This is a genomic window from Arthrobacter sp. TJ-240, from assembly GCF_058269195.1.
Map to the genome: position 1 here is coordinate 287564 of NZ_JBZCNG010000005.1, position 26812 is coordinate 314375.

22 protein-coding genes and 1 tRNA gene are annotated in these 26812 nt (G+C 71.1%); 5 read left to right on the forward strand and 18 right to left on the reverse strand.

What is annotated here, in order from left to right:
- Positions 1–17: 17 nt before the first annotated feature.
- The 3 genes from AC4D2C_RS14255 to AC4D2C_RS14265 form a co-directional block, all read right to left on the reverse strand.
- Entirely contained in the window at positions 18–1421 is a 1404-nt protein-coding gene (locus AC4D2C_RS14255; protein ID WP_490915517.1) for a mycothione reductase, read from the reverse strand.
- Positions 1422–1441: 20 nt separating this feature from the next.
- Positions 1442–2830: a MinD/ParA family ATP-binding protein gene (locus tag AC4D2C_RS14260; protein WP_490915518.1), complete on the reverse strand. Its 1389-nt coding sequence runs from the start codon at positions 2828–2830 to the stop codon at positions 1442–1444.
- Between the two features lie 130 nt (positions 2831–2960).
- The gene (locus AC4D2C_RS14265) at positions 2961–6395 is read right to left on the reverse strand and encodes a pyruvate carboxylase (RefSeq protein ID WP_490915519.1); all 3435 of its coding nucleotides are present in this window, start codon (positions 6393–6395) and stop codon (positions 2961–2963) included.
- A gap of 221 nt (positions 6396–6616) precedes the next feature.
- Between AC4D2C_RS14265 and AC4D2C_RS14270 the strand changes: the two genes are divergently transcribed.
- Complete coding sequence (locus tag AC4D2C_RS14270) at positions 6617–7438, forward strand: ParA family protein (protein ID WP_490915520.1); 822 nt, start codon at positions 6617–6619, stop codon at positions 7436–7438.
- Positions 7439–7516: 78 nt separating this feature from the next.
- Here AC4D2C_RS14270 and AC4D2C_RS14275 read toward each other — a convergent pair whose 3' ends face one another.
- From AC4D2C_RS14275 to AC4D2C_RS14340, 14 genes are all read right to left on the reverse strand, one after another.
- Complete coding sequence (locus AC4D2C_RS14275; RefSeq protein WP_490906440.1) at positions 7517–8104, reverse strand: MerR family transcriptional regulator; 588 nt, start codon at positions 8102–8104, stop codon at positions 7517–7519.
- A 224-nt stretch (positions 8105–8328) separates the two neighbouring features.
- Complete coding sequence (locus tag AC4D2C_RS14280) at positions 8329–8832, reverse strand: bifunctional nuclease family protein (RefSeq protein ID WP_490906441.1); 504 nt, start codon at positions 8830–8832, stop codon at positions 8329–8331.
- A gap of 10 nt (positions 8833–8842) precedes the next feature.
- Positions 8843–9592 (reverse strand): transcriptional regulator FtsR, encoded by a 750-nt coding sequence (ftsR, locus tag AC4D2C_RS14285; RefSeq protein WP_490906443.1) that lies wholly within the window; start codon positions 9590–9592, stop codon positions 8843–8845.
- Between the two features lie 8 nt (positions 9593–9600).
- The gene (locus tag AC4D2C_RS14290) at positions 9601–10092 is read right to left on the reverse strand and encodes an FHA domain-containing protein (RefSeq protein WP_490915521.1); all 492 of its coding nucleotides are present in this window, start codon (positions 10090–10092) and stop codon (positions 9601–9603) included.
- A 68-nt stretch (positions 10093–10160) separates the two neighbouring features.
- Complete coding sequence (gcvH, locus tag AC4D2C_RS14295) at positions 10161–10547, reverse strand: glycine cleavage system protein GcvH (RefSeq protein ID WP_490906447.1); 387 nt, start codon at positions 10545–10547, stop codon at positions 10161–10163.
- 194 nt (positions 10548–10741) lie between these two features.
- Positions 10742–10815, reverse strand: a tRNA-Pro gene (locus AC4D2C_RS14300).
- A gap of 78 nt (positions 10816–10893) precedes the next feature.
- Positions 10894–12444 carry a ribosome biogenesis GTPase Der gene (der, locus tag AC4D2C_RS14305; protein ID WP_490915522.1) on the reverse strand — a complete coding sequence of 517 codons (1551 nt, stop codon included), beginning with the start codon at positions 12442–12444 and terminating at the stop codon, positions 10894–10896.
- Between the two features lie 100 nt (positions 12445–12544).
- On the reverse strand, positions 12545–13264 hold the full coding sequence (cmk, locus tag AC4D2C_RS14310) for a (d)CMP kinase (RefSeq protein ID WP_490915553.1): 720 nt from the start codon (positions 13262–13264) through the stop codon (positions 12545–12547).
- A 26-nt stretch (positions 13265–13290) separates the two neighbouring features.
- Positions 13291–14418 (reverse strand): prephenate dehydrogenase, encoded by a 1128-nt coding sequence (locus AC4D2C_RS14315; RefSeq protein WP_490906449.1) that lies wholly within the window; start codon positions 14416–14418, stop codon positions 13291–13293.
- Positions 14419–14421: 3 nt separating this feature from the next.
- On the reverse strand, positions 14422–15705 hold the full coding sequence (locus tag AC4D2C_RS14320; protein WP_490915523.1) for a pseudouridine synthase: 1284 nt from the start codon (positions 15703–15705) through the stop codon (positions 14422–14424).
- 28 nt (positions 15706–15733) lie between these two features.
- Positions 15734–16384 (reverse strand): SMC-Scp complex subunit ScpB, encoded by a 651-nt coding sequence (scpB, locus tag AC4D2C_RS14325; RefSeq protein WP_490915524.1) that lies wholly within the window; start codon positions 16382–16384, stop codon positions 15734–15736.
- A complete protein-coding gene (locus tag AC4D2C_RS14330; protein ID WP_490915525.1) occupies positions 16377–17216 on the reverse strand; it encodes a segregation and condensation protein A in 840 nt (279 codons plus the stop codon). The genes scpB and AC4D2C_RS14330 overlap by 8 nt, the downstream gene beginning before the upstream one ends.
- Before the next feature lie 35 nt (positions 17217–17251).
- On the reverse strand, positions 17252–18139 hold the full coding sequence (locus AC4D2C_RS14335; protein ID WP_490906454.1) for a ParA family protein: 888 nt from the start codon (positions 18137–18139) through the stop codon (positions 17252–17254).
- A gap of 277 nt (positions 18140–18416) precedes the next feature.
- Positions 18417–19820 (reverse strand): cation:dicarboxylate symporter family transporter, encoded by a 1404-nt coding sequence (locus AC4D2C_RS14340; RefSeq protein WP_490915526.1) that lies wholly within the window; start codon positions 19818–19820, stop codon positions 18417–18419.
- 222 nt (positions 19821–20042) lie between these two features.
- On the opposite strand from AC4D2C_RS14340, the gene AC4D2C_RS14345 reads away from it, so the two are divergent.
- Both AC4D2C_RS14345 and AC4D2C_RS14350 read left to right on the forward strand, forming a co-directional pair.
- Positions 20043–21764, forward strand: a complete 1722-nt coding sequence (locus AC4D2C_RS14345; protein WP_490915527.1) for a sensor histidine kinase — start codon at positions 20043–20045, stop codon at positions 21762–21764.
- Positions 21761–22480, forward strand: coding sequence for a response regulator (locus tag AC4D2C_RS14350; protein WP_490915528.1), 720 nt, complete (start codon positions 21761–21763; stop codon positions 22478–22480). The genes AC4D2C_RS14345 and AC4D2C_RS14350 overlap by 4 nt, the downstream gene beginning before the upstream one ends.
- Here the strand turns inward: AC4D2C_RS14350 and AC4D2C_RS14355 are convergent.
- Positions 22477–24429 (reverse strand): AMP-binding protein, encoded by a 1953-nt coding sequence (locus tag AC4D2C_RS14355; protein WP_490915529.1) that lies wholly within the window; start codon positions 24427–24429, stop codon positions 22477–22479. The two genes, AC4D2C_RS14350 and AC4D2C_RS14355, sit on opposite strands and share 4 nt — an antisense overlap.
- A 180-nt stretch (positions 24430–24609) precedes the next feature.
- On the opposite strand from AC4D2C_RS14355, the gene AC4D2C_RS14360 reads away from it, so the two are divergent.
- Positions 24610–25299, forward strand: coding sequence for a GntR family transcriptional regulator (locus AC4D2C_RS14360; protein WP_490915530.1), 690 nt, complete (start codon positions 24610–24612; stop codon positions 25297–25299).
- The gene (locus tag AC4D2C_RS14365) at positions 25292–26812 is read left to right on the forward strand and encodes an MmgE/PrpD family protein (protein WP_490915531.1); all 1521 of its coding nucleotides are present in this window, start codon (positions 25292–25294) and stop codon (positions 26810–26812) included. The genes AC4D2C_RS14360 and AC4D2C_RS14365 overlap by 8 nt, the downstream gene beginning before the upstream one ends.

Sequence of the window (26812 nt, forward strand, 5' to 3'; positions counted from 1 at the left end):
GGCGCTCCGGGGCGCTCCTAGCCGGTTTTGAGGCTTAGCAGCGCGTTCTCCAGCACCTCGGTGAGCGCCGGATGGATCCAGTACTGCCCGCGGGCCATGGTCTGCGCGTCGAGGCCGAAGGACATGGCCTGGATGACCGGCTGGATGATCATCGATGCCTCGTGGCCGAGGATGTGCGCGCCGAGGATGCGCCCGGTCTGCTGCTCGGCGATGAGCTTCACGAACCCCTGCGTGTCCTCCATGGCCCACCCGTACGCCGTCGACCCGTAGTGCTGCACCGCGGTCACGATCGGGGTGCCGGTGACGTCCGCATGGCTGAGTGCCTGCTCCTCGGTCATGCCGACCGAGGCCGCCTGCGGCGAGGAGAACACGGCGGCGGGCACGAACCGGTGGTCGGCAGCGCGGAGCGCCTCGGGGTGCAGCAGATTGTGGGCCACGACCTTCGCCTCGTGGTTCGCCACGTGCTTCAGCTGGTAGTCGCTGCTCACGTCGCCGAGCGACCAGAGGCCGGTCACGGGCCGGCCGCCGCGCAGCACCCGCTGGTACTCGTCGACCACGAGACGGCCGTCGTGGTGCAGGTCGAGGCCCGCCTCGGCGGCACCGAGGGCATCGGTGCTGGGTGCGCGCCCGATCGCGACGAGCACGGCGTCGACCTCGAGGTCCTCCGGCCCCGCCGGCCCGCCCAGGCGTGCGGTGACGCTGCCGTCGTCGTTCGCGGTGATCCGCGCGACCTCGGTGTGCTTCCGGAGGTCCCACTGGCGTGCGGCCTGCTCGGTGAATGCGTCGGAGACGGTCTCGTCGAGCCCGCGCAGCATCCCACTGGAGCGGACCGCGATGGTGACCCGGGTACCGAAGGCTCCGAACACGTGCGCGAACTCGGCGGCGATGTAGCCGCCGCCGATGATCAGGAGCCGCGCGGGGAGCTCGTCGAGCCGCATGACGGTGTCGGAGGTGTGCACCTGTGGCAGGTCGATGCCGGGGATCGGCGGCCGGACGGCCCGCGAGCCGGTAGCGATCACCAGCTGGTCGGCGGTGACCTCGTCACCCGAGGCGGTGCGGAAGGACTTCTCCCCCGTGAGGCGGACATGCTCCTCGATGAGGGTCACGTTGGCGAGCTCCTCGGCGCGGTAGGCCCTCCCGCCGGCGGAGATGGCGTCGATCCGGGTGAAGATGCGGTCGCGGATGTCCTTCCAGCGCACGCCCTCCAGCGACAGGTCCACGCCGAGCCGTGCCGACTCCCCCGCCGCGGACGCCAGTCCGGCCGGGTACACGTACATCTTCGTCGGGATGCAGCCGACGTTGAGGCAGGTCCCGCCGAACGTGCCGCCCTCGACGAGCACCACCTGCCGGTCGTCCCACTCCGGCGAGACGAGGGTGTTGCCTGAGCCGGAGCCGATGATCGCGAGGTCGTAATGGGTCACATCCCGCAGTGTAGCCGCGCTCAGTCGGCGAGCTGGTCCACCACGAGGGCCGCCAGTTCGGTCACGGCGCGGCGCGTGGCCGGCTTCAGCCGGGCGAGCTCGATGCGGGAGCCCTCCGCCAGGTGGCGGTCGTACGGGATCCTGACCACGGTGCCCACGCGCGAGCGGAAATGCTGCTCGATCTGCGCGATGTCCACCTGGGTGCCGTTGCCGGAGGACAGGTTCACCACCACGATCGCCCTGGCCACGAGGTCGTGCCGTCCGTGTGCCTCGAGCCAGCTCAGCGTCTCGGACGCGAGCCGCGCCTCATCGACGCTGCCGCCCGAGACGAGGACCACCGAGTCCGCCTTGTCGAGCGTCCCCCTCATGACCGAGTGGACCATGCCGGTGCCGGAATCCGTCAGGACGATCGAGTAGTAGCGGCCGAGGAGGTCCGTCACCGCGCGGTAGTCGGAGTCGTCGAACGCCTGGGCCACGGCCGGATCGGTGTCGGAGGCGAGCACGTGGAGGCGGGAGCCGTCCCTCGTGACGTATTCGGCGAGCTGCGCGAAGGAGTTGATGCTGTAGCGGTTCTGCACGAGCTGCCGCGCGGTGCGGTCCGCGCGGCCGGGCGACCGGTCGGAGAGCGTGCCGCGGTCCGGGTTCGCGTCCATCGCGATGATGCGGTCCTCGCGGGTATCGGCGAGCGCCATGCCGAGCAGGGTGGTCACGGTGGTCTTGCCGACCCCGCCCTTGCGGGAGAGCACGGGGAGGTACCGCGTGCGGCCTCCGAGCCGGGCGGAGATGCGGTGTTCGAGGGCGCGCTGCACGCGGACGGCGTCGGAGTCGCCCAGGTTCACGCGCCCGAACGTGACGGTGTAGAACCACCGTCGCCAGCCGGCGACGGGCGGACGGGCGGTGCCGATCAGGAGGCGGTCGGCTGTGAGCGACGACGCCGGTTCCGGCCCGAGGTCCTTCCCGCGCCGGGAGGCATGCTCGCCGGCCGCTCCGGCGGGGTCCTTGCCGCCCGCGGCCGCCTGACCCGCGGTTCCGGGCGTGCCTGTCGTTCCGGCTCCGGATGGCGCGCTGCCGGACGTGGCGCCGGAGAGCGCGGAGGTGGGCGACCGGGACGGCTCCCACTCGGCGCCGATCGCATCGCCGGCGGACGCGCCGGCCGGGAAAGCGGTGGCAGACGTGGCGGCAGCCGGACCGGAGTCGGCGAGGAACGGCACGCCGGGCAGGATGGCGACGCCCTGTGTCGGGTCCGGAGCGGACTCCGGGGCGGGGTCCGGAGCGGATTCCGAGGCGGGATCCGGGGCGGGGTCCGGGGCGAGGTCCGGGGTGGGACCGGAGGGATCCGGGCTGGCGTCAGGGGTGGGATCCGGTGCAGGGTCCGTGATCCCCGAGGAGTTGGTCGGGTCGCTTGCCATGGTTCCTTCCACATCGTTCTGCGGCCGCTCTCCCGCGGGGTCGGGAGCTGTCCGACTGCTTCTCAGCGCATCACTCTAGCCTGCCGGCCTGCCTCGGGTGCGGGCACCCGCAGCCCGGGGTGCGGGTGCTTCAGGACGCCTTGATCACGAGGAGGAGGTCACCGCCCTGGGCGGGTGCTGCGCCCGTGAAGGCGACGCGCTGGACGGTACCGGCGACTGGCGTGGTGATGTTGGCCTCCATCTTCATGGCCTCGATCGTGGCGACGGTGTCGCCGGCGGCCACGGTATCCCCTTCCGCGCGGGTGACGGTGACGGATCCGGCGAAGGGCGCGGCGATGTGCCCGGGGGTGCCGGGGTCGGCCTTCTCGGCGGCTGCCACGTCGGCCGTGATGCTCCTGTCGCGTACGCTCACGGGGCGCATCTGCCCGTTGAGGGTGCACATTACGGTGCGCATCCCCTTCTCGTCCGGCTCGGACACCGCTTCGAGCGTGGCGATCAGCCGAACGCCCTTCTCGAGTTCGATGACGTGCTCCGTGCCGGCCTGCAGCCCGTAGAGGTAGTCGGCCGTGCCGAGGAGGGACACGTCACCGTAGGTGTCACGCGTGGACTGGAAGTTTTTCGTCGGTCCGGCGAACAGGAGCGTGTTGAGCGCGTTCCGGCGCTCCGTCGAGGTCCCGGCGAGCTTCGCCTCGTCGTCCGAGCTGAGCTCCGCGTCGCGCGGCTTGAGTTCCCGGCCCTGGAGGGCCTTGGTACGGAACGGTTCGGGCCACCCTCCGGGCGGGTTGCCGAGCTCCCCGTTGAGGAACCCGATGACGGAGTCCGGGATGTCGAAGTCCTGCGGATTCTCCTCGAACTCGGCCGGATCCGCATTCCTCCCGACGAGGGCCAGGGCGAGGTCGCCGACGACCTTGGAGGACGGGGTGACCTTCACGAGCCGGCCCAGGATCCGGTCCGCCGCGGTGTACATGTCCTCGATGGCCTCGAACCTCTCGCCGAGGCCGAGCGCGATGGCCTGCTGCTTGAGGTTCGAGAGCTGCCCGCCGGGGATCTCGTGCCGGTACACGCGCCCCGTGGGTCCGGGCAGACCGGATTCGAACGGGGCATACATGCGCCGGACGGCCTCCCAGTAGGGCTCCAGCGCGCACACGTTCCCCAGGTCGAGACCCGTGTCCCGGGGTGTGTGGGCGAGGGCCGCGACGAGAGCTGACGCCGACGGCTGGCTGGTCGTTCCGGCCAGCGCCGCGCTGGCGACGTCCACGGCGTCGACCCCTGCCTCCACGGCGGCGAGGAGGGTCGCGAGCTGCCCGCCCGCGGTGTCGTGGGTGTGCAGGTGCACCGGCACCTCGAAGCGTTCCCGCAGGGCGGTCACGAGCTTCGCCGCCGCAGCGGGGCGGAGCAGGCCCGCCATGTCCTTGATCGCAAGGATGTGGGCGCCTGCGTCCACGATGCGCTGGGCGAGGTCGAGATAGTAGTCCAGGGTGTACAGCGTCTCGGCCGGGTCCAGCATGTCTGCGGTGTAGCACAGGGCCACCTCGGCGACCGCGGTACCCGTCGCCCGGACCGCCCGGATAGCCGGCTCCATCTGCGTGACGTCGTTGAGGGCGTCGAAGATCCGGAAGATGTCGATCCCCGAGGCCGCGGCCTCGGCCACGAACGCCGCCGTCACCGCTTCCGGGTACGGGGTGTAGCCGACCGTGTTCCGTCCGCGCAGCAGCATCTGCAGGCAGATGTTCGGCACCTCACGGCGCAGCGCGTCCAGCCGCGCCCACGGGTCCTCACCGAGGAAGCGCAGTGCGACGTCGTACGTGGCACCTCCCCAGGCCTCGACCGAGAGGAGCTCCGGCGTCAGCCGTGACACGGACGCGCCGGCGGCCACGAGGTCCCGGGTCCGCACCCGCGTGGCGAGCAGCGACTGGTGCGCGTCCCGGAACGTGGTGTCCGTGACGGCGACGGCGGTCTGCTCCCGCAGCTGACGCGCGAAGCCCTCCGGTCCGAGCTCCAGCAACCGCTGGCGACTCCCCGGTTTCGCCGGGACCGGCGCACCGTCCGTCTCCGTCTCCCGCTCCGGTTCCTCGATCACCGGTAGTTTCTCCCGGGGGTCCAGGTGCGCCGGGCGGGCGCCGTTGGGCTGGTTGACGGTCACGTCGGCGAGCCAGGTCAGCAGCTTCGTGCCGCGGTCGGCCGGGATGCGCGCGGTGAGCAGTTCGGGGCGTTCGTCGATGAACGACGTCGCGACGTTCCCCGCGATGAAGTCCGGGTCGTCGAGCACCGCCTGCAGGAAGGAGATGTTCGTGGAGACGCCGCGGACCCGGAACTCCGCCAACGCCCGGCGTGCCCGCGCGACCGCGGTCGGGTAGTCGCGGCCCCTGCAGGTGAGCTTGACCAGCATGGAGTCGAAGTGCGGACTGATCTCCGCCCCTGCGTAGACCGTGCCGCCGTCGAGCCGCACACCCGCACCGCCCGCGGACCGATAGGCCGAGATCCGTCCGACGTCCGGCCGGAACCCGTTGGCCGGGTCCTCCGTGGTGATCCGCGACTGCAGGGCGGCGCCGCGCAGGTACACGGTGTCCTGGGACAGGCCGAGGTCCGCCAGCGTCTCCCCGGCCGCGATGCGCAGCTGCGCCTGGACGAGGTCGACGTCGGTGACCTCCTCGGTGACCGTGTGCTCGACCTGGATGCGCGGGTTCATCTCGATGAAGACGTGCTGGCCCGCCCGCTCCCCGACCGTGTCCACGAGGAACTCGACCGTCCCGGCGTTGACGTATCCGAGGGCGGTCGCGAATTTGACCGCATCCCGGTGCAGCGCCTGCCGGATGCCCTCGTCGAGGTTCGGCGCGGGGGCGATCTCGATGACCTTCTGGTGTCGGCGCTGCAGCGAGCAGTCCCGCTCGAACAGGTGCATGACATTGCCGTCGGCGTCCGCGAGGATCTGCACCTCGATGTGCCGGGGCCGCAGCACGGCCTGCTCCAGGAACATGGTCGGATCTCCGAACGCGGACTCGGCCTCGCGCATCGCTGCTTCGAGCGCCTCCGGCAGCGCCTCCCGCGTGTCGACGCGGCGCATGCCGCGCCCGCCGCCGCCGGCCACGGCCTTCGCGAAGACGGGGAAGCCGATCTCGTCCGCCGCGGCGATGAGCTCCGCCACGTCCGCGCTCGGACGTGAGGAGGCGAGCACCGGGATCCCTGCCTCGCGGGCGGCGTCGAGAGCCTTGACCTTGTTGCCGGCGAGCTCGAGGACGTCGGCCGGCGGTCCCACGAACGTGATGCCCGCCTCGGCTGCGGCGCGGGCGAGGCCGGGGTTCTCGGACAGGAACCCGTACCCGGGGTAGATGGCATCGCAGCCGGCCTCGCGGGCCACCCGGATGATCTCCTCGATATCGAGGTACGCCCGGACGGGGTGGCCCTCCTTCCCGATCAGGTACGCCTCGTCCGCCTTCTGCCGGTGGATGGAGTTGCGGTCCTCCTGCGGGAACACGGCGACGGTCTTCGCGCCCACCTCGTACCCGGCCCGAAAGGCCCGGATCGCGATCTCACCACGGTTGGCTACCAGAATCTTCGAGAACATCGCACTCCTGCATCCTTGCGGGTCGGGTCCTGCACGCTGGACTGATCCTACCCGGCTGCTCTTTCCCGTCCACGGGTTCCACCCGGACCGGCCCCGGCGCCATCCCTGCCGCCGGGAGGACCGGTGACGCCGTCCCGGGCCGATGGCCGCGTCACTCTATGATTGGTCGGGGAATTCAGTCGCACCCCGGCGGCAGCCAGAGTTAGGTACAGGTCCAACACGTGCAGGTAGTGAGCATCAGCAGTCTCAAAGGCGGCGTGGGCAAGACGTCGGTCACCCTGGGGCTGGCTTCGGCCGCACTGGCAGCGGGCATCCCCACCCTCGTGGTGGACCTCGACCCCCACGCCGACGCGACCACCGGGCTCGGGGTGCGTCCGTCCGGGCAGACGGACATCGGGCGTCTCCTGAAGAACGCGCGGCGTGGCGATCTCGCGGCGAACACCGTCCCCAGCGGCTGGGTGGCCACCGCGGCGCAGCCGGCCGGCGCGGCAGGTACCCTCGACGTCGCCATGGGGTCCGCGTACTCCGGCATCTACGACAGGCCCGACCTCGGGCGCCGTGACCAGCAGCGGCTGTCCCGGCTCCTGTCCCGCGTCGAGGGGTACGGTCTCGTCCTGATCGACTGCCCGCCCTCGCTCAACGGCCTGACCCGGATGGCCTGGACGGCGAGCAACCGGGTGCTGCTCGTCGCCGAGCCCAGCCTGTTCTCCGTGGCGGGGACGGAGCGGACCATGCGTGCACTCGAACTGTTCCGCCGGGAATTCGCGCCGGAACTGCAGACGGCGGGCATCGTGGCGAACCGCGTGCGGTCGGCGTCGCACGAGCACGCGTTCCGCCTGGGTGAGATGCAGCAGATGTTCGGTGAGCTACTGCTCAGCCCCACCATCCCCGACCAGGCCAACTGGCAGCAGATCCAGGGCGCTGCCTACTCGGTGCATCACTGGCCCGGCGAGCCCGCGCAGCAGGCAGCGGGCTACTTCGACGAACTGCTCAGGAGCGTGACGGATTCGGGTCGTCTGCGCAGCCGCGCCGCGAGGCGCTGATACCGGGCTGAGAAGCGCTGGCGGGGCCGCCTATGGGTGGTGCTGCCGGCGGGCGGCGCCCACCGGGACACCCCTGGATCAGCTGATCTTCCGGGTGGCGCGGCGCTTGCTGAGCTCGTCGCCGGGGAAGTCCTGATCGGTGGCATGCTCGCTCGGCAGGGCGGCGAGGCTGCCCTCGACCTCGCGCCACACCCGGCCGACCGCGATCCCGAAGACGCCCTGCCCGCCCTGGACGAGGTCGATGACCTCGTCCGCCGACGTGCACTCGTAGACGCTCGCGCCGTCGCTCATGAGGGTGATCTGCGCGAGGTCCTCGACGCCGCGCTCGCGGAGGTGCTCCACGGCGGTGCGGATCTGCTGCAGGGAGACCCCGGTGTCGAGCAGCCGCTTGACGACCTTGAGGACGAGGATGTCGCGGAAGCCGTAGAGGCGGTGCGTACCGGAGCCGGAGGCGCTCCGGACGGCGGGCTCCACGAGCCCGGTGCGGGCCCAGTAGTCGAGCTGGCGGTATGTGATGCCGGCGGCCTTGCAGGCCGTGGGGCCGCGATACCCGGCGTCCTCGTCGAGGACGGGGAGGTCTTCGGTGAACAGTAAGCCCTGGGCGCTTGCCGGGACGCCAGCGCCTGGCGGGCTGGCTGCCTTGCCGGCGTCACCCTTCGGACTCACGTGCTGCCTCCTCGTAGGGTTCCCGGGGAGTTTGCTCAACTGGGCGGAACCTCAGGATGTGCACTCAAGTGTGCCCCGAGCCCCCCACACACGCAACGGGAACTGTATTCTTCGACGTTAGATCGCGGGAGGGTCGAGGTCAAAGATGCTGCCCCCCAAGGTTCGGCGTGTCGCCCGCGGCCCGCCGAATCACGCGGCACGACAGGGCTCGAGCCGGGAGGACTTCAGCGTTCGAAGTCCTCGGGCTCCACATCGGCGAGGAACTCCCTGAACTGGAGGACCTCCTTCTCGGCCGTCTCCTCCGTGTCACCCTGCTCCGGGTCCTCGGCGTCGGCGTCGGCGATCTCCACGCCCGCGACGGCCAGGACCTCCTCCGCGCAGTAGATGGGGCACGGCACGCGCAGGGCGACGGCCAGGGCGTCGGAGGCCCTCGAGCTGACCGTCACGCCGTCGCTGAACACCAGCTGGGCGTGGTAGACGGTGTCCTCCACGGAGGTGATGCGAACCTCGGTGATCTGCTTGCCGGCCGCTGCGACGACGTCGACCAGCAGGTCATGCGTCATGGGGCGCGGCGGCACAATGCCCTGCTGCACGAACGCGATAGCGCTGGCTTCGGGGGCTCCGATCCAGATGGGCAGGTGGCGTTCCCCTGCGGCCTCGCGCAGGAGCACCAGCGGCTGGTTGGAGGGCAGTTCGATCCGCACGCCTACCACTTCTACTTCGATCACGGGAAGCCGCCTAACTGTCCATTCGGGCTATGTGGCTGTGGACGAGGGCGCTGTGGAGCCCCAGGCACAATTCGCTGATCTCCCGTGCCGTCTCCGCCGCGCGCGCCTTCGAGGCGACATCCTTGCGGGACGCCACCGGCGCGACGACGCGTTCGACCAGCCCGAGCTCGCGGTCCGCAGCAGCGCGGAAGGGCCGCAGGTGTCGGGGTTCGATGCCGTGGGCCTCCAGCTGGACGCAGGCCTTCGTGATCTTGAGGGCGTGCTCGTCGAACCGGTTCTCGACGGCGGTGATCAGTCCGAAGCTCACGAGGTCGTCGACGAGCCTGCGTGGCGCTCCGGCCTCGGCCGCGAGGGTCTCGGCGGTGAGCCGACGGCCGTGGGAGCTCAGTTCCCGCGAGAGCTGATCGGAGACGACGCGGGGTGCCAGGGTCATCCCGCCCGGCAGCGATTCCGGACGCTCGCCGCGGTCGATCGCCTCGACGTAGTCCTTGATGACCTTCAGGGGAAGGTACTGGTCACGCTGCAGGGACAGGACGAAGCGCAGGCGCTCGACGTCGTGCGCCGCGTACTTGCGGTACCCGGCGCGGGTACGCTGCGGCGAGATGAGCCCCTTCTCCTCGAGGAAGCGGATCTTCGACGCCGTGACCTGCGGGAACTCCCCAGCCAGTTCGCGCAGGACCTCGCCGATGTTGAGGACACCGGTGGGGGAAAGGCCTGGAGCGACGCCGGCCGGACGGCGGGCGGGGTGGGAGGCTGGCATGGAGCGGGCTAGGCCTGTGCTGTCGTGTGCTGGGAGGACTGGCCGGGCACGGTGCGGGCAGCGTAGAAGGTGAGTCGGAACTTGCCGATCTGCACCTCGTTGCCGTTGCGCAGCGTCACGCTGTCCACGCGGTCGTTGTTCACGTAGGTGCCGTTAAGGCTGCGCGTGTCCACCACCATGAACCCGCTCGGCGTCCGGCGGAACTCGGCGTGCTGGCGGGACACCGTCACGTCGTCCAGGAAGATGTCGGCGTTGGGGTGGCGTCCGGCCTTCGTCACGTCCTCGTCGAGGAGGAACCGCGCACCCGCGTTCGGGCCGGAGTGGGCGATCAGCAGCGCGGACCCGGCGGGGAGCGCGGCGACGGACGCCTGCTCCTCCCGCGTCAGGTGACGCTCCGAGTCGCTCAGGGCCATTTGCGGCGGCAGACCGATCGTCGTTGTCTCAGGAGACGTCATGCTCGGCTCTTCCCCATTCACGCCAGTATTCACGTTGGACACCATCGGACTTCCCTCCCCTACTGCGCGGTACGGCCTGACCACTGCGATCCGCACCCCCGCTGCCGGTAGGACTAGCCTACCTGCTGGGAGTAGTCGGCTGAACTCAGCAGACCCTGCACCACGGACGGATCCGACACCTTGATCTCGAGCAGCCAGCCCTCGCCGTACGGGTCGGAGTTGATGAGCGAGGGATCGTCGTCGAGCGCCTCGTTGCGGGCGACGACCTGCCCGGTGACGGGCGCGTAGATGTCGCTGACACTCTTGGTGGATTCGACCTCGCCGATCACATCGGCGCCGGTGACGCCCGTGCCCTCCTCGGGCATCTGCACGTAGACCACGTCGCCGAGAGCGTCCTGGGCGAAGTCGGTGATACCGACGCGCACCGTGCCGTCGACGGCGGGCTCGCTGACCCACTCGTGCTCCGCGGTGTAGTACAGGCCATCGGGGATGTTGCTCATGGTTGCCTTTCGAACGCGCGGTCGCCGGCGGCGTCAGGGGCCGTCCGGTACGGGTACTGGTCGAGTATAGGCATAAGCGGGCTCCGCCGTGACGCGGCTCTCATGGCCACCGACGGTCCCCGGACCACCACTCCCGGGAATGCGAAAAGCCCGTCCCCTCCGGCGGAATGCCGGTGGGAACGGGCCCTGCAGTGTCGGGATGACAGGATTTGAACCTGCGACCCCTTGACCCCCAGTCAAGTGCGCTACCAAGCTGCGCCACATCCCGATCGGCCCGCTGTGCGGGCCAAACCACTCGGATAACTCTACAGCATTCTCCGGGTGGGGCCGCACACGCCCGGGGGCGTCAGCGCTTCCGGCTCCGCTTCTCGCGGACGCGCATGCTGACCTCGATGGGCGTGCCCTCGAAGCCGAAGGTCTCCCGCAGGCGGCGCGTGATGAAGCGGCGGTAGCCGGGGTCCAGGAATCCGGTGGTGAACAGCACGAACCTCGGCGGCCGGCTGGAGGCCTGGGTGCCGAAGAGGATGCGCGGCTGCTTCCCGCCGCGCACGGGGTGCGGGTGCGCGGCCACGAGTTCGCCGAGGAACGCGTTGAGGCGGCCGGTGGGGATGCGGCGGTCCCAGGACTCCAGCGCGACGTCGAGCGCGGGCACGAGGCGGTCCTTGTGCCAGCCGGTGAGCGCCGAGATGTTCACGCGGGGCGCCCACTCCACGTGCGCGAGGTCCTGCTCGATCTCGCGCTCGAGGTAGCGGCGGCGCTCGTCGTCGAGCAGGTCCCACTTGTTGAACGCCAGGACGATCGCCCGACCGGATTCGATGGCGAGGTTCAGGATGCGGATATCCTGCTCGCTCAGCACCTCGTCGACGGCGAGGAGCACGACGGCGACCTCCGCCTTCTCGAGCGCCGACTGGGTGCGCAGCGAGGCGTAGAAGTCGGCGCCCTGCTGCATGTGCACGCGGCGGCGGATGCCCGCCGTGTCGACGAAGCGCCAGGTGCGGCCGCCGAGCTCGATCATCTCGTCCACCGGGTCGCGCGTGGTGCCGGCCAGCGGGTCGACGACGACGCGCTCGGAACCCGCGAGCTTGTTGAGCAGGGAGGACTTGCCCACGTTGGGGCGTCCGATCAGCGCGACGCGGCGCGGGCCGCCGGACCGTTCGATCCCGCCGTGTTCGGAGAACTCGGGGAGGATCTCGTTGACGTGGTCGAGCATGTCCGCGGTGCCGCGGCCGTGCAGGGCGGAGACGGGCCAGGGCTGACCGAAGCCGAGCCCCCACAGCGCGGCGGCGTCCGCCTCGTTCTGGATGTCGTCCACCTTGTTGGCGACGAGGATGACGGGCCGCTTCTTGCGGCGCAGCATCCGCACCACGGCCTCGTCGGTGGCGGTGGCACCGACCGTCGCGTCGACGACGAACAGCACGGCGTCGGCCATGTCGACGGCGATCTCCGCCTGGTCCGCGACCCGCGCGGCGATGCCCTTGGCGTCCTGTTCCCAGCCGCCGGTGTCCACGAGGGTGAAGTTCCGGCCGGACCACTGCGCCGGGTAGGACACCCGGTCGCGTGTGACGCCGGGCGTGTCCTCGACGACGGCCTCGCGGCGTCCGAGGATCCTGTTCACGAGGGTGGACTTGCCGACGTTCGGGCGGCCGACGATCGCGAGCACGGGGTTGAGGCGGCCCTCGGCCTCCTCGTCGAAGTCCTCGTCCTGCCGGGCGAGGAGCGCGGCGTCCTCCTCGTCGAGCTCATAGTCCTCAAGGCCTGCGCGGAGGGAGGCGGCGCGCTGCTCGGCCTCGGCGTCGTCGAGGCCTTCCAGCAGCTCGCTGACCTGGTCCTCACCCGTGGGCTCGAAGTCCTCCCCCGATGCGTTCTCGGGTGCGTCCGGCGAAAGGTTCTCGCTCATTGTTCTGTCCTTTGGTTGGGGCCGTCTCCCGACGGCGGGCCTGGTGGGCGCGGGGCCCGGAATCCTTCGAGTGCTGGGACTGCTGGGTGTGCCGGTCCGGCTAGTGCGCCACGGTGCGCACGATGCCGAGGACCGCCGTGACGGTCTGTTCGAAGTCGAGGTCGGAGGAGTCGAGTGTGACGACGCCGTCCGCCGCCTGCTGGAAGTTCACGACCGCGGAGTCCCTGGCGTCCCGCTCGGTGACCTGGCGTCGGAGCTGGGCGTCGGACTGGGTGCCGCCGAGCTGGTCGCCGCGGCGGCGCAGCCGTGCCTCCTCGCTGGCGGTGAGGAGGATGCGCACCTCGGCGTCGGGGGCGACGACGGTGGTGATGTCGCGTCCTTCCGCGACGATGCGGTGGCCGGCCCCGGCAATCAGGGCACGCTGGCGGCGGATGAGTTCCGCGCGGGCGCCCATGGTCGTGGCGACCGCGCTCACCGCGGAGGAGACCTCGGGTTCGCGGATGGCGGCGGTGACGTCGTCGCCCGCGACGGTGACAGTCTCGCGGTCGGGGCTGGTGCTGATGAAGAGTTCGATGTCGCGTGCAGCGGCCTCCACGGCAGCGCCGTCGTGCAGGTCGACGCCCGTGGCGATGCAGTGCAGCGTCACCGCCCGGTACATCGCCCCGGTATCGAGGTAGGCGGCGCGGAGGCGGCGCGCGACCTCCCGGCTCACGCTCGACTTGCCGGAGCCGGAGGGTCCGTCGATGGCGACCACGAGGGACTTGCCCAGGCGGAACCCCGAGAAGGGGCTCGACGACGCCGGGTCCCCCGCCGTGTGGATCTGCGTGGTCTCTGCTGAAGCCTGCGTCACTGCACTACCTTCCAGCCCCGCCGGGTGAGGGACTCCGTCAATTCCTGCCGTCTGCCGGGCAGCACCGAGAGTTCGGCGAGGCCCACCTCGCGGCCCGGTGAGTGTTCGAGCCTGAAGTCCTCGACGTTGATGCCGGTGTGCCCGATCTCGGTCAGGAGCTTCGCGATCTGCCCCGGCACGTCGTCGACGAGCACCGTGAGCCGGGCGAAGGAGTTCGGCGGGGTGCCGTGCTTGCCGGGCACGCGGGCCTGGCCGGAGTTGCCCTCGGACATCAGCTGCGCCATGTCGAGCCGCGCGCCCCCGGCGGTCGGGTCCTCGAGGGTGCCGATCAGCCGGTTGAGGTCATCGCGCACCCCGTAGAGGATCTCGACGAGCCGGCCCGCGTTGGCGGAGAGGATCTGCACCCAGAGGCGGGGGTCGCTGGCCGCGATGCGTGTGACGTCGCGGAGGCCGTTCCCGGCGAGCGAGAGCGCGTGGGCCGGGGAGTCCTGCAGCCGGCTCGCGACGAGCGACGACACGACCTGCGGCAGGTGCGAGATCAGGGCGACGGCCGCGTCGTGTTCCTCGACGGACATCCGCGCGGGCACGGCGCCGAGATCGACGGCGAGGGACTCGGCGCGGAGGACGGCCTCGGGGGCGCTGCCCGCGTGGGCGCAGAGCACCCAAGGGGCGCCGGTGAACAGCTCGGCACGTGCCGCGACCGGACCGGACTTCTCGCGGCCCGCCATGGGGTGGGTGCCCACGTAGCGGGACGCGTGCGCGGCCGCGGCGGGTGTCGCGAGGAGCTCGCGGAGGATGGCCTCCTTGACGCTGCAGATGTCGACGACGACGGCGTCGGGGTACGCCAGCAGGGCCTCGGCGGCCACGCGGGCCGTGACATCGGGAGGTGTCGCGACGACGACGAGTTCCGGGGATACCCGCTCCCCCGCGGCCTGCGCGTCGGCGAGGAGCCGCCCGGCACCGATGTCACGTGCGACCGCCTCGGTGGAGGGCGAACTGTCGGACAGGACGACGTCGAGCCCTCGTGCCCGCAGGCCCAGCCCGATGCTGGCCCCCAGCAGGCCCGCCCCCAGGACGAGGACGGGGCCCGTGAGGTGCGTGCCCTGTTCCGTGCGCTGCGTCATCGGCTAGAGGCCCACCGATGCGAGCAGGTGCCCGATCTCCTGACGCCCGAGCACGCGGATGCTGCCCTGGCGCTGGTCCCCGATGCGGATGGGGCCCACCTGGGTACGCACGAGGCGCTCGACGGGGTGACCGACGGCGTCGAACAGGCGGCGGACGATCCGGTTGCGGCCGGAGTGCAGGACCACCTCGACGAGGATGTGACCGGGGGTGGAGTCGACGAGCTTGAAGGAATCGACCTGCGCGAGGCCGTCCTCGAGCTCGATGCCCTCCTTCATCTGCGCGCCGACGCCCTGCGCCATGGGCCCGCGGACCTGCACGAGGTAGGTCTTGGGCACCTCGTAGGACGGGTGCGTCAACCGGTTGGTGAGCTCGCCGTCGTTGGTGAGCAGGAGCAGGCCCTCCGTCTCGGCGTCGAGCCGTCCCACGTGGAAGAGCCGCTCGCTCTTGTCCTTGTTCTTCAGGAAGTCGCTGATGCAGCGGCGGCCCTCCGGGTCCTCCATGGTGGAGACGACGCCGCGGGGCTTGTTGAAGACGTAGTACTTGAGGTGCTCGTTGAGCTGCAGGCGGATGCCGTCCACGTGGATGGCCGCCTGTGCCGGGTCGACGCGGACGCCGAGTTCGGTCACGATGGTCCCGTCCACCTCCACGCGCCCGTCGAGGATCATCTCCTCGCACACACGGCGCGAGGCGACCCCGGCGAGGGCCATGATCTTCTGCAGGCGCACGCCCTCGGGGTTGTGGACGTCGATCTCGTCGGCCGGACGGCTGGAGCGCTTCGGCCTGGCTGCGCGCACGGGGCCGAGGTCCTGCCCGAAGCGCTCACGCCCGAAGGCCTTGGCGCCCGCAGGCTTCGGGCGTCCGCCGGAGCGTCCGGGTGCCGCACCGGGCTTGCCACCGGCACGGCCGCCGGTCTTGGCGGCGAACCTGCCGGACGGTGTCCCGGCCGAGGGCCGGCCTGCGGCCGCACGGGCGCGCCCGTCGGCGGATTCGCGGCGATCGCCGGCTGCGGCCGGCCGGCCCTCGGAGGACCGGTTGCCCTCGCGGCCCCGATCGGAGGCGCCGCGGGGAGTTTCCGGACGTCCGCCGGTGCGCTCGCCCCGCTCTCCGCGGTCGGGGAAGGAGCGGCTCTCGCCGGTTCGTCCTGCGCCGGTTCGTCCTGCGCCGCCCTGCCCGGATCCGCCGCGGGGCGAGGTCCCCCGGCCGCGGGCAGCGTCGGATGGGCGGCCGGTCGATCCGCCGCGGCGCGGCGTATTGCGTCCGGAACCGGATCCTGGCGGCTGTGTCATGGAGAGAAGTCCTTCGTGTAGGTCGTGCTCAGTACGTCGTTTCGTCATACTCCCCGAGGCTTTCGAGGCCTGGCAGGTGGGGAGCGATCCGGGGCAGTTCGTCGACGCTGCCCAATCCCAATCTTTCCAGAAACAGGGAGCTGGTCCCATACAGCACCGCTCCGGTCTCCGGATCGGTCTCCATCTCGACAACGAGGCCGCGCTGGAGCAGGGTACGGACCACGGAGTCGACGGTGACGCCCCGGATGGCGGAGACCCGGGCACGGGACACGGGCTGGCGGTAGGCGATGACCGTCAGCGTCTCGAGTGCTGCCTGCGAGAGTCGGGCGGACTGACCGTCCAGCACGAACTCGGCGACGACGGAGGCGAAGTGCTTCCGCGAGTAGATGCGCCACCCGCCGGCGATGTCCCGCAGTTCGAAACCGCGCGGGGACGCAGGTTCAGCGCTCCGGACGCCTGAATCAGTATAGCCGTCGTACTCGCGCTGCAGTCCCACGAGGACGGTGTGCACCTCTTCCACGGGCCGGTCGAGGGCCGCCGCCAGCTGGGCGTCGGTCACGGGCCGGTCGGTGACCATGAGGATCGCCTCGACGGCGCCCCGGAGTCCTCCCGGCAGCGCCTCGAGGGAATCGTCCGGCGGCCGGTCCCCTGTCGGCTCCTCGACGGCGGGTTCATCCATGGTGTGCTCCTTCGCTGTGCACGAGGTCGATGGCGCCCTCGACGTCGTCCGGCAGGTCGACGGTCCACGGCCCGTCGCCGGCGCTCCAGCTGACCAGCAGGTCGGACAGCGGCGCGGGCTGGTCGAAGGAGACGGCGCCGTCCCGGAACAGCTCCAGCAGGGCCAGGAACCGCACCACGAGCACCATCCGCGATCCGGCGTCCTCGGTGAGCTCCCGGAAGGACAGCGGGCCCCTGGTCCGGAGCAGGTCCTGCACCACCAGCGCCTGGTCCCGGACACTGACGGGCGGCGCGTGCAGGTGCCCGATCGCCACCTGCGCCGGCTGCTCCTGGCGTGGTGCGAGCACCTTCGCCGCGAGTTCGGCGAGGTCCTGGGGCGAGTGCTTCCAGACGAGGTCGGGCAGGAGCCGCGTGAAGTGCGGCTCCAGCGGCACGTCGCGCGCGTACCGTGCGTCCTCCTCCTCGAGGCGCGCCGCGAGCTGCCGCGCCATCTCCTTGAACGCCCGATACTGCAGGAGCCGCGCGAACAGGAGGTCCCGGGCCTCGAGGAGGGCGATGTCCTCCTCGTCCTCCACGGAACCGGCCGGCAGGAGCCGTGCGGCCTTCAGGTCCAGGAGTGTCGCGGCGACCACGAGGAACTCACTAGCCTCGTCGAGCCGCCATTCCCCTTCCGCGGCCTGGATCCGGCGGATGTGGGCGATGAACTCGTCCGTCACCTGCGCCAGGGCGATCTCCGTGATGTCGAGTTCGCGCCGGGAGATGAGGTTCAGCAGCAGGTCGAAGGGTCCGCTGAAGTTCGTCAGCTGCACCTCGAAGACCGTCCGGGCCTCCACCTACGGGTACCGCTCGGCCCCGGAGGGAGCGGGCACTAGGGCGCTCCGCCCCTGCTGATGAGCTCCCTCGCGAGGCTGCGGTAGGCGTCCGCGCCGGAGTGGTTCGCGGCGTAGGAGGTGATGGGCTCGGCGGCCACCGTCGCGTCCGCGAACTTGATGGTGCGCTTGATCACGGTCTCGAAGACCTTGTCGCCGAAGGCCTCCACGAGGCGTGCGATCACCTCGCGGCTGTGCAGGGTCCGCGCGTCGTACATGGTCGCGAGCACGCCGTCGATCTGGAGGCGTGGGTTCAGGCGGTCCTGGACCTTCTCGATCGTCTCGACGAGCAGCGCAACCGCGCGGAGGGCGAAGAACTCGCAGATGAGCGGGATGATGACGCCGTGCGCCGCCGTGAGGGCGTTCACGGTGAGGAGGCCGAGGGAGGGCTGGCAGTCGATGAGGATGACGTCGTAGTCGTCCGAGACCTTCCGCAGCGCGCGGTCGAGGACCTGCTCGCGCGCCACCTCGTTGACCAGCTGCACCTCGGCGGCGGACAGGTCGATGTTGGCCGGCAGCAGGTCGATGTTCTCGATCGCGGTGTGCCGGATGGCGTCCTGGATGGACACCTTGCGGTCCATCAGCACGTTGTAGACCGTCACGTCGAGCTCGTGGGGGTTGGTGCCGAGGCCCGCTGAGAGCGCGCCCTGCGGGTCGAAGTCCACCAGCAGCACCTTGCGGCCGGCCTCGGCGAGCGCGGCACCGAGGTTGATGGTCGATGTCGTCTTGCCGACCCCGCCCTTCTGGTTGACCATCGCGATGACCCGCGCGGGGCCGTGCGATTCGAGGATCCTGGGTTCAGGGAACTCCGTCAGAGGGCGGCCGGTAGGACCGAATCCCGCGTCCACTGCGCTGGGCAGAGTTGTGGAACCCTGTTCACTACTCACGAATGTCTCCACGCTTCCATCAGATTCGGTGCGGCCCGTCGAGAATCGGCGTCGAGCGGCTTTTCTTCTAGTCAACGGTACAACGCCCGCGCCGACGGTCGCGAAGGCGGATGCCCGGCGGCCGTCGAGCCTTGAACCTCCACCTGAGGTAGAACGTTCCCTGATCGGTGGTGATCGGCGCGGTGGGCCGGACGCCGCCGTCCTGCCCGACGACGACGGCGGCGGCCGGATGGGATCCGGTCGCCGCCGTCGCAGGGCACTTGCGGGGGTCTGCGCCTCAGCGGGCGCTGGTCCCGCGCACCGCGGCCTCGGTCGTCGCCTCGGCGCCGGCCTCGACGTCGTCGTTCTCGAACCGGTGGTCCGTGGTCATCGTGGCCTCGTCGAAGGGAAGACGCCCCTCGAGGACCTCGTCCACGCGGGCCCGGTCGATTTCCTTGGTCCAGGTGCCGATGAGCACCGTGGCCACGGCGTTTCCGGTGAAGTTCGTCAGTGCACGTGCCTCCGACATGAAGCGGTCGATGCCGACGATCAGGCCGACACCGTCGACCAGGTCGGGGCGGTGGGACTGCAGGCCTCCCGCGAGGGTCGCGAGGCCGGCGCCGGTGACGCCCGCCGCGCCCTTGGAGGCGATGATCATGAAGACCAGCAGGGAGATCTGCTCACCGAGGGCCAGCGGCGTGCCCATCGCCTCGGCCACGAACAGGGCGGCCATGGTCAGGTAGATCGCGGTGCCGTCGAGGTTGAAGGAATAGCCCGTGGGGACGGTCACGCCGACGACGGGCTTGGAGACACCCACATGTTCCATCTTCGCGATCAGGCGGGGCAGCGCCGCCTCGGAGGAGGAGGTGCTGAAGATCAGCAGGTACTCCCGGCCCAGGTACTTCATCAGCTTGAAGATGTTGACGCCGGTCACGATCTTCAGGAGCCCGCCGAGGATGACCACGATGAAGAGGGCACAGGTGATGTAGAACGCGATCATGAGGGTCGCCATGCTGACGATCGCCTGCACGCCGGTCTCCCCGACGACGGCTGCGATGGCACCGAAGGCACCGATGGGGGCGAGCCACATGATCATGATGAGGATGCGGAACACGAGCGCCTGGATGTGGCCGATGCCGCGGAGGATCGGCGTGCCCGCGGAGCCCATCTTCTGGAGCGCGAAGCCGACGAGCAGCGCCACGAAGAGGGTCTGCAGGATGCTCGGACCCGTCAGCGCGGACAGCAGCGTGGTCGGGATGATGCTCAGAAGGAAGCCGACGGTGCCCTCGGGTGCGCCCTCGGCTGTGGCAGGGAGTTCGTACGTCGACGACGAGATGTCCAGGCCTTCACCCGGGTTGATGAGGTTGCCGACCACGAGGCCGATGGCGAGCGCGAAGGTCGACATGAGCATGAAGTAGCCGAGTGCGAGGCCGCCCACCTTGCCGACCGTCGCCGCCTTCGCGATGGACCCCACGCCGAGCACGATGGTGCAGAAGATGATCGGGGCGATCATCATCTTGATGAGCGCGATGAACCCGGTCCCGAGCGGCTTCAGCGCCTTCGCGAACTCGGGGGCGGTGAGGCCGAGGATCGCGCCGAGGACGACGGCGGCGATGACCGCGATGTAGAGGAAGTGGGTCTTGTCGACCTTCTTGCGGGGTTGCGCGGGCCCTGTGTCGGCGCGCGACGATGCGATGGCCATGGTGTCTCCCTTGGTGTCCGCTGCCCGGGGGCGCCGGCCGCGAAGGTCGTTCTTCGTCGGGGGGTCTCACCAGGGAGCGTAGTGTTGTTCGGTTGGCTCCATCATGACAGCGCGAGTGACCGGCATCACGATTGAGTTCATACTGGTCGTGGTCGGCGCGCCCAGCAGGATGCGCCGGGCGCCGCCCGGGTGGAGAGACGTCGGAAGGAGCAGGATCGCCGCGTGAGTCGATGGAGTCTCGCCCGACAGTTCTTCCTGGCCCAGCTCCTGTTCGTCCTGGTCCTCTCGGCGTCCCTGTCCGTGATCCTCTCCGCGGATGCCGCCCGCGGCGTGAACGACGCCGCAGGCGAGCGCATGCTCGCCGTGTCCACCGCCATCGCGCTGGATCCGGGCGTCCTGGAGGCGGTGGAGGGGCCCGATCCCTCCGCCACCCTGCAGCCCTACGCCGTCGAGGTGATGGACCGCCTGGGTGTGGACTTCATCACCATCATGGGCACGGACCGCACGCGGTTCACGCACCGCAACCCCGAGCAGATCGGCGGGCGGTACATCGGCTCGGTCTCCGAAGCCCTGGCCGGACGGACGCACACCGAGACGTACGCGGGGACCCTCGGGCCGTCGATCCGCTCGATCGTGCCGGTGGTCGACGGCGACGGGACGGTCCGCGCGATGGTCGCCTCGGGCATCACCGTGGACCGGGCCGCCATCGCCCGCAACGCGCAGCTCCCCCTCGTCGCCCTCGTCGCGCTCGGCGCCCTGGCGCTCGGCGCCCTCGCCTCGTTCCTGCTGAGCCGGCGCCTCCGGACGGCCACGCTGGGCATGGGGCCGGCGGAACTGTCGCGCACCTTCGTGTTCTACGACGCCGTCCTCCACTCCGTCCGGGAGGGACTGCTGCTGACGGACGCCGCCGGGCGTCTCGTGCTCTACAACGACCAGGCCGCCCGCCTCCTCGGACTGGACGGCACGCAGGAGCCGGTCCCGGCGTCGGGCCTCGCCGTGCCACCGTCGCTGCGCGAGCTCCTCGTGTCGGGCCGTCGCGCCCACGACGAGGTGCACCTCACGGCCACCCGGGTGCTGGTGGTCGATCAGGAACCTGCCGTCCGGCCCGCCCCCGTGCGTCGGGGGGCACACGAGCTGCCGGCGCTCGGCACCGTGACGACCCTGCGTGACCATACCGACATCGAGGCGCTCACGGGCCAGGTCCAGACGATGCGTACGCTCACCGACGCGCTGCGCTCGCAGACCCACGAGCATGCCAACCGTCTGCACACCATCGTGTCGCTGGTGGAGCTCGGCCGGAGCGCGGACGCCCTGGACTTCGCCACGAGGGACCTGCAGCAGTCCCAGCGCCTGACGGACGAGGTGGTCCAGGCCGTCGACGAGCCGTTCATCTCGGCCCTGCTGGTGGGCAAGGCGGCGCAGGCCAACGAGCGCGGGATCGAGCTGATCACCGACATCGCCCCGGATGCCCGGGCCGGTGCGCTCAACCCGGTGGACCTCGTCACGATCATCGGCAACCTCCTCGACAATGCGTTCGACGAGGCCGTCTCCTCCGGGGAACCCCGCGTGGTGCTCACCGTGCGGCGGACGGGCGGCGCCGGGCCCGGCCTGGAGATCGTCGTGGAGGACAGCGGCAACGGGCTTCCGGAGTCCGAGAAGGCCAGGGTGTTCGCGTTCGGCTACAGCACGAAGGCCCCGGGCACGGCGGGTGGCCCGGGCCGCGGTATCGGGCTCGCCCTCGTCCGGCAGGCTGTCGAGCGTTTCGGCGGGTCGATCGAGGTGACGGACGCCGACGACGGCGGTGCACGGTTCTCGGTGCGCCTCCCCCTGCCCGGGGGCGCTGGAACCCCCGGCACCTCCGACGCCGCCGGGGGCCGCTCCACGGGGAGCCCCGGCAGCGGTCCGACCGTGCCGCAGGGCGCCGACGGCGGGGGCAGGGCGTGAGCGCCATCCGCGTCCTCGTCGTGGAGGACGACCCCGTGGCCGCGGACGCCCACGCGGAGTACGTGCGGAGGCTCGAGGGCTTCGAGCTCGTGGGGATCGCACGGAGCGGAGCCGAGCTCGCCGCCTTCCTGCGCCTCGCCGGGGACGGTCAGGGACGGGCGCCGGCCGTCGACCTCATGCTGCTGGACATGAACCTGCCGGACGCGCACGGCTTGGACATCGTGCGCCGCGTCCGCGGCCTCGGTCTGCCGCTGGACATCGTCGTCATCACCGCCGTGCGGGACCTGCAGGTGGTGCGCTCGGCCATCTCGTCAGGGATCGTGCAGTACCTCATCAAGCCCTTCACCTACGCGGCGTTCAGCGACAAGCTCGGCGCCTACCGGGAGTTCCGCCGGAACCTCGTGGAACAGGCCTCCACCACCACGCAGGCGGAGGTCGACTCCGCCTTCGCGTCCCTGCGCCCGGCCACCGCGGCCGTGTTGCCGAAGGGACTCTCCACCGAGACGCTGCGCGCGGTGTCCCGGCTCCTCAAGGAGCTCTCCGCGCCCACCTCGGCCGTCGAGGTGTCGGAGGCCCTGTCGGTGTCCAGGGTCACCGCACGCCGCTACCTCGAATACCTCGCGGACCAGCAATCGGTCCTGCGCACACCCCGGTACGGCACGCGGGGGCGCCCGGAGTTCGAGTACAGCTGGGCGCGCAACGCGGCGGACCGCTAACCCGCGGCGCCCTCGGCCGACGGGCGCAGCAGGGGCTCCAGGGCCTCGAGCACCGAGGGGTCCTCGATGGTGGACGGCACGGCGTACGCGTCGCCCGCCGCCATCTGGCGCATCGTCTTCCGGAGGATCTTGCCGGACCGGGTCTTCGGCAGCGCGTCGACGACGACGGCCGTGCGGAAGTCGGCCACCGGGCCGATGGTGCGGCGGACCATCGCCGCGAGCTCGGCCTCGAGCGCCACCGGGTCGACGGCGGCGCCCGCCTTCAGGACCACGTAGCCGCTGGCGCGCTGCCCCTTCACGGGATCCGGCAGGCCGAGGACGGCGCACTCGGCCACGGCCGGGTGCTGCGCGATCACCTGCTCGATCGCGCCGGTCGAGAGCCGGTGGCCGGCGACGTTGATGACGTCGTCCGTCCGGCCCATGACGAACAGGTAGCCGTCCTCGTCCAGGTAGCCGGAATCGCCGCTCGTGTAGAAGCCCTCGAAGTCCCCGAGGTACGCGTTCCGGTAGCGCTCGTCGCTGCCCCACAGCGTCGTCAGGGTGCCGGGCGGCAGCGGGAGGCGCAGGGCGATGCTCCCCTCGGTCCCGGCCGGTACCGGGGACCCGCCGGGGTCGAGGACGGCGACGTCGAACCCGGGCGAGGGCAGGGACGGCGAGCCGGCCTTCAGCGGGACGCCGCCCAGCCCGCGCGGGTTCGCGCAGATGGGCCATCCGGTCTCCGTCTGCCACCAGTTGTCGACGACGGGCACGCCGAGGACGTCACCGATCCACGTCGAGGTGCCGGTGTCGAGCCGTTCCCCGGCCGAGAAGAGCGTCCGGAGCGAGGACAGGTCGTGGGCCCGCACGGCCGCGCCGGTGGGGTCCGCCCGCCGCACGGCCCGGAGCGCGGTGGGCGCGGTGAACAGCACCTTGACGCGGTACTGCTCGACCAGCCGCCCGAAAGCGCCGGCGTCGGGGGTCCCCACGGGCTTGCCCTCGTACAGGACGGTCGTGGCGCCGGCCAGCAGCGGCCCGTAGACGATGTAGGAGTGGCCCACCACCCAGCCGACGTCGGACGCCGTCAGCATCGTGTCCCCCGGTCCCACGCCGAAGATCGCCCGCATGGACCAGGTCAGCGCGACGGCGTGCCCGCCGTTGTCGCGCACCACGCCCTTCGGGGAGCCGGTGGTGCCGGAGGTGTAGAGGATGTAGAGCGGGTCCGTCGCGGCCACCTCGACGGGTGGGACGGCCTCGGCCGTGGCCACGGCCTCGTCCCAGTCCAGCCAGCGTGTCCCGGTCTCCCGGTACCCGGCGACGCCGTGGCCGAACCCCTCGCGCGCCTTCACGACGACGGGCGTTGCTGCGCTGCCGGCGAGCGCGAGCGCTTCCTGCACGGCCGGGAGGTACTCGACGCGGCGGGCGGGTTCGATGCCGCCGTCCGCCGTCACGATCGCTGAGGGTCGGGCATCCCTGACGCGCGCGGCCAGTTCGACGGCGGCGAAGCCACCGAAGACCACGGAGTGGATCGCGCCGATCCGGGCGCAGGCGAGCATGGCCACGGCGGCCTCGGGGATCATCGGCAGGTAGATGAGCACCCTGTCGCCCTTGCGGACGCCGAGTCCCGCGAGCACCCCCGCGAAGACGGCGACCTCGTCGCGGAGCTCGGCGTACGTGAGGGTGCGGGAGGTGCCGAGCATCGCGGAGTCGTACACGAGGGCCGCCTGACCGCCCCGACCGGCCTCGACGTGGCGGTCGAGGGCGTTGTAGCTCGTGTTGAGGGACGCGCCGGGGAACCACCGGTAGAGCGGGGCGTCCGAGCCGTCCACGGCGAGCTCGGGCGGGGTCGTCCAGTCGACGGCGCTCGCAGCGTCGAGCCAGAAGCGCTCCGGGTCCGCGAGGCTGCCGGCGTGCAGCCGGCGGTAGTCCTGTCCGGGGAGCACCCCGGGTCCGGCATCGTGTTCTGCGGCCATGATCGCCCTTCGTCGCGCGGAATCGTGAGGACCAGTATTCCCCATCCGCTCATGTATACATAGAGGGCGTCCCACAGGGTGGAGATCGGCGTTTTCTTGTACGGGAGCCGTACTTTGCATACATTGGAGCTGGTACCAGCTGTCGGCTGGCCGGACCACGACGGGCGGAAGGGGGCAGGGATGCGGGCCAGTGATCGCGCCTACGCGCTGCTCCGGGCCGACATCGTGGAGTGGCGCCTCTCGCCCGGCGATGTGCTGGCGGAAGTGGAGCAGTCCGCACGGCTCGGCGTCTCACGCACGCCCCTGCGCGAGGCGCTCTCCCGGCTCGTCGCCGAAGGGCTCGCCGCACCGCATGCCGGCCGCGGCGTCGTCGTCTCCGCCATCTCCCTCGAAGCGGTCACCGAGGTGTTCGAGGTCCGCCTGCCGCTCGAATGCGCCGCCGTGCGCCTCGCGGCCGCGCGCGGGGACCGCACCGTCTTCATCGCGCTCGCCGACGAGTTCGCCCGGGCCGGCCGGCGCATCGGGGACGGCGACGGCGACCGGGAGGCCTACTACGCGCTCGTCGCCCGGCTCGACCAGTGCATCGACGACGCCGCCGGGAACCGGTACCTGTTGCAGGCGCAGAAGCCGATCCGCACACACCTCGCCCGCGCCCGTCGCCTCGCCCGGGACAACCCGGCACGGCTCCTCGCCTCGGCCCGGGAGCACGAGCAGATCGCCCGGGCGCTGGCCTCCGGCAACGCCGATCTCGCCGAGGCGTCCATGCGGGTGCATCTCCACCACAGCCTGCAGCACCTGCTCTCCCCGACCGGGGACCCGACACCGCTGACCGAACCAGCCCTGCACCACCGAGAGGAACACCATGGTTGAACTGCATCCCGTCCGCGTCCACCGCAGCGAGGAGGACCTCCCCCGCACCGGGCAGCTCGCCTGGAAGATCGCCCAGGTCGCCGCCGACCCCGTGGAGGTGACGCCCGAGGTGACGGACATGGTCATCAACCGGATCATCGACAACGCCTCCGTGGCCATCGCGTCGCTGACGCGGGCACCCGTCGTCGCCGCCCGCGCGCAGGCGCTCAGCCACCCGGTGTCGGCGCACGGAGCGGGGGCCGCGGTGTTCGGCGTCGACTCCCCCGTCTCGGCCGAGTGGGCGGCGTGGGCCAACGGTGTCGCCGTGCGCGAACTCGACTATCACGACACCTTCCTCGCCGCGGACTACTCGCACCCGGGCGACAACATCCCGCCCATCCTCGCGGCGGCCCAGCACACGGGCGCCTCGGGCAGGGACCTCGTCCGCGCGCTGGCCACCGGCTACGAGATCCAGGTGGACCTCGTGAAGGCCATCTGCCTCCACGAGCACAAGATCGACCACGTCGCGCACCTCGGCCCGTCCGCCGCGGCGGGCATCGGCACCCTCCTGGACCTCGACCCGGACGTCGTCTTCCATGCCGTCGGCCAGGCACTGCACACCACGACGGCGACCCGCCAGTCGCGCAAGGGCGAGATCTCCACGTGGAAGGCGCACGCGCCGGCCTTCGCCGGGAAGATGGCGGTCGAGGCCGTCGATCGTGCCATGCGCGGGCAGACCTCCCCCACACCCATCTACGAGGGCGAGGACGGCGTGATCGCCTGGCTCCTCGACGGGCCGGACGCCGCCTACGAGGTGCCGCTCCCGGCGCAGGGCGAACCGAAGCGCGCCATCCTCGATACCTACACCAAGGAGCACTCCGCCGAGTACCAGGCCCAGGCCTGGATCGACCTCGCCCGCCGCCTGCACCGAGCGCACCCCGAGACCACGGACCCTGACACCGTCGCCTCCGTGGTCATCCACACCTCCCACCACACGCACTACGTCATCGGGTCCGGCGCCAACGACCCGCAGAAGTACGACCCCACGGCCTCACGGGAGACCCTGGACCACTCCATCCCGTACATCTTCACCGTGGCGCTCCAGGACGGCCGCTGGCACCACGAGGCCTCCTATGCGCCCGACCGCGCCGCACGCCCGGACACCGTCGCGCTGTGGCACAAGGTGACCACGCTCGAGGACCCCGAGTGGACGCGCCGCTACCACTCCCTGGACATCGCGGAGAAGGCGTTCGGCGGCCGGGTGGAGATCACCCTCACGGACGGCACGGTGATCACCGACGAGATCGCCGTCGCCGACGCCCACCCCCTCGGCGCACGGCCGTTCGCCCGCGCGGACTACGTCGCCAAGCTGCGCATGCTCGCGGCGGGGATCGTCGAGGACGCCGAGCTCGAGCGCTTCCTCGCCGCCGTGGAGCAACTCCCCGACCTGCCTGCCGGATCCCTTGGGCAGTTGAACATCGTGGCCCGCCCGGGTCTCGTCGACGCGGCCGGCGCGCCGCAGGGACTGCTGTAG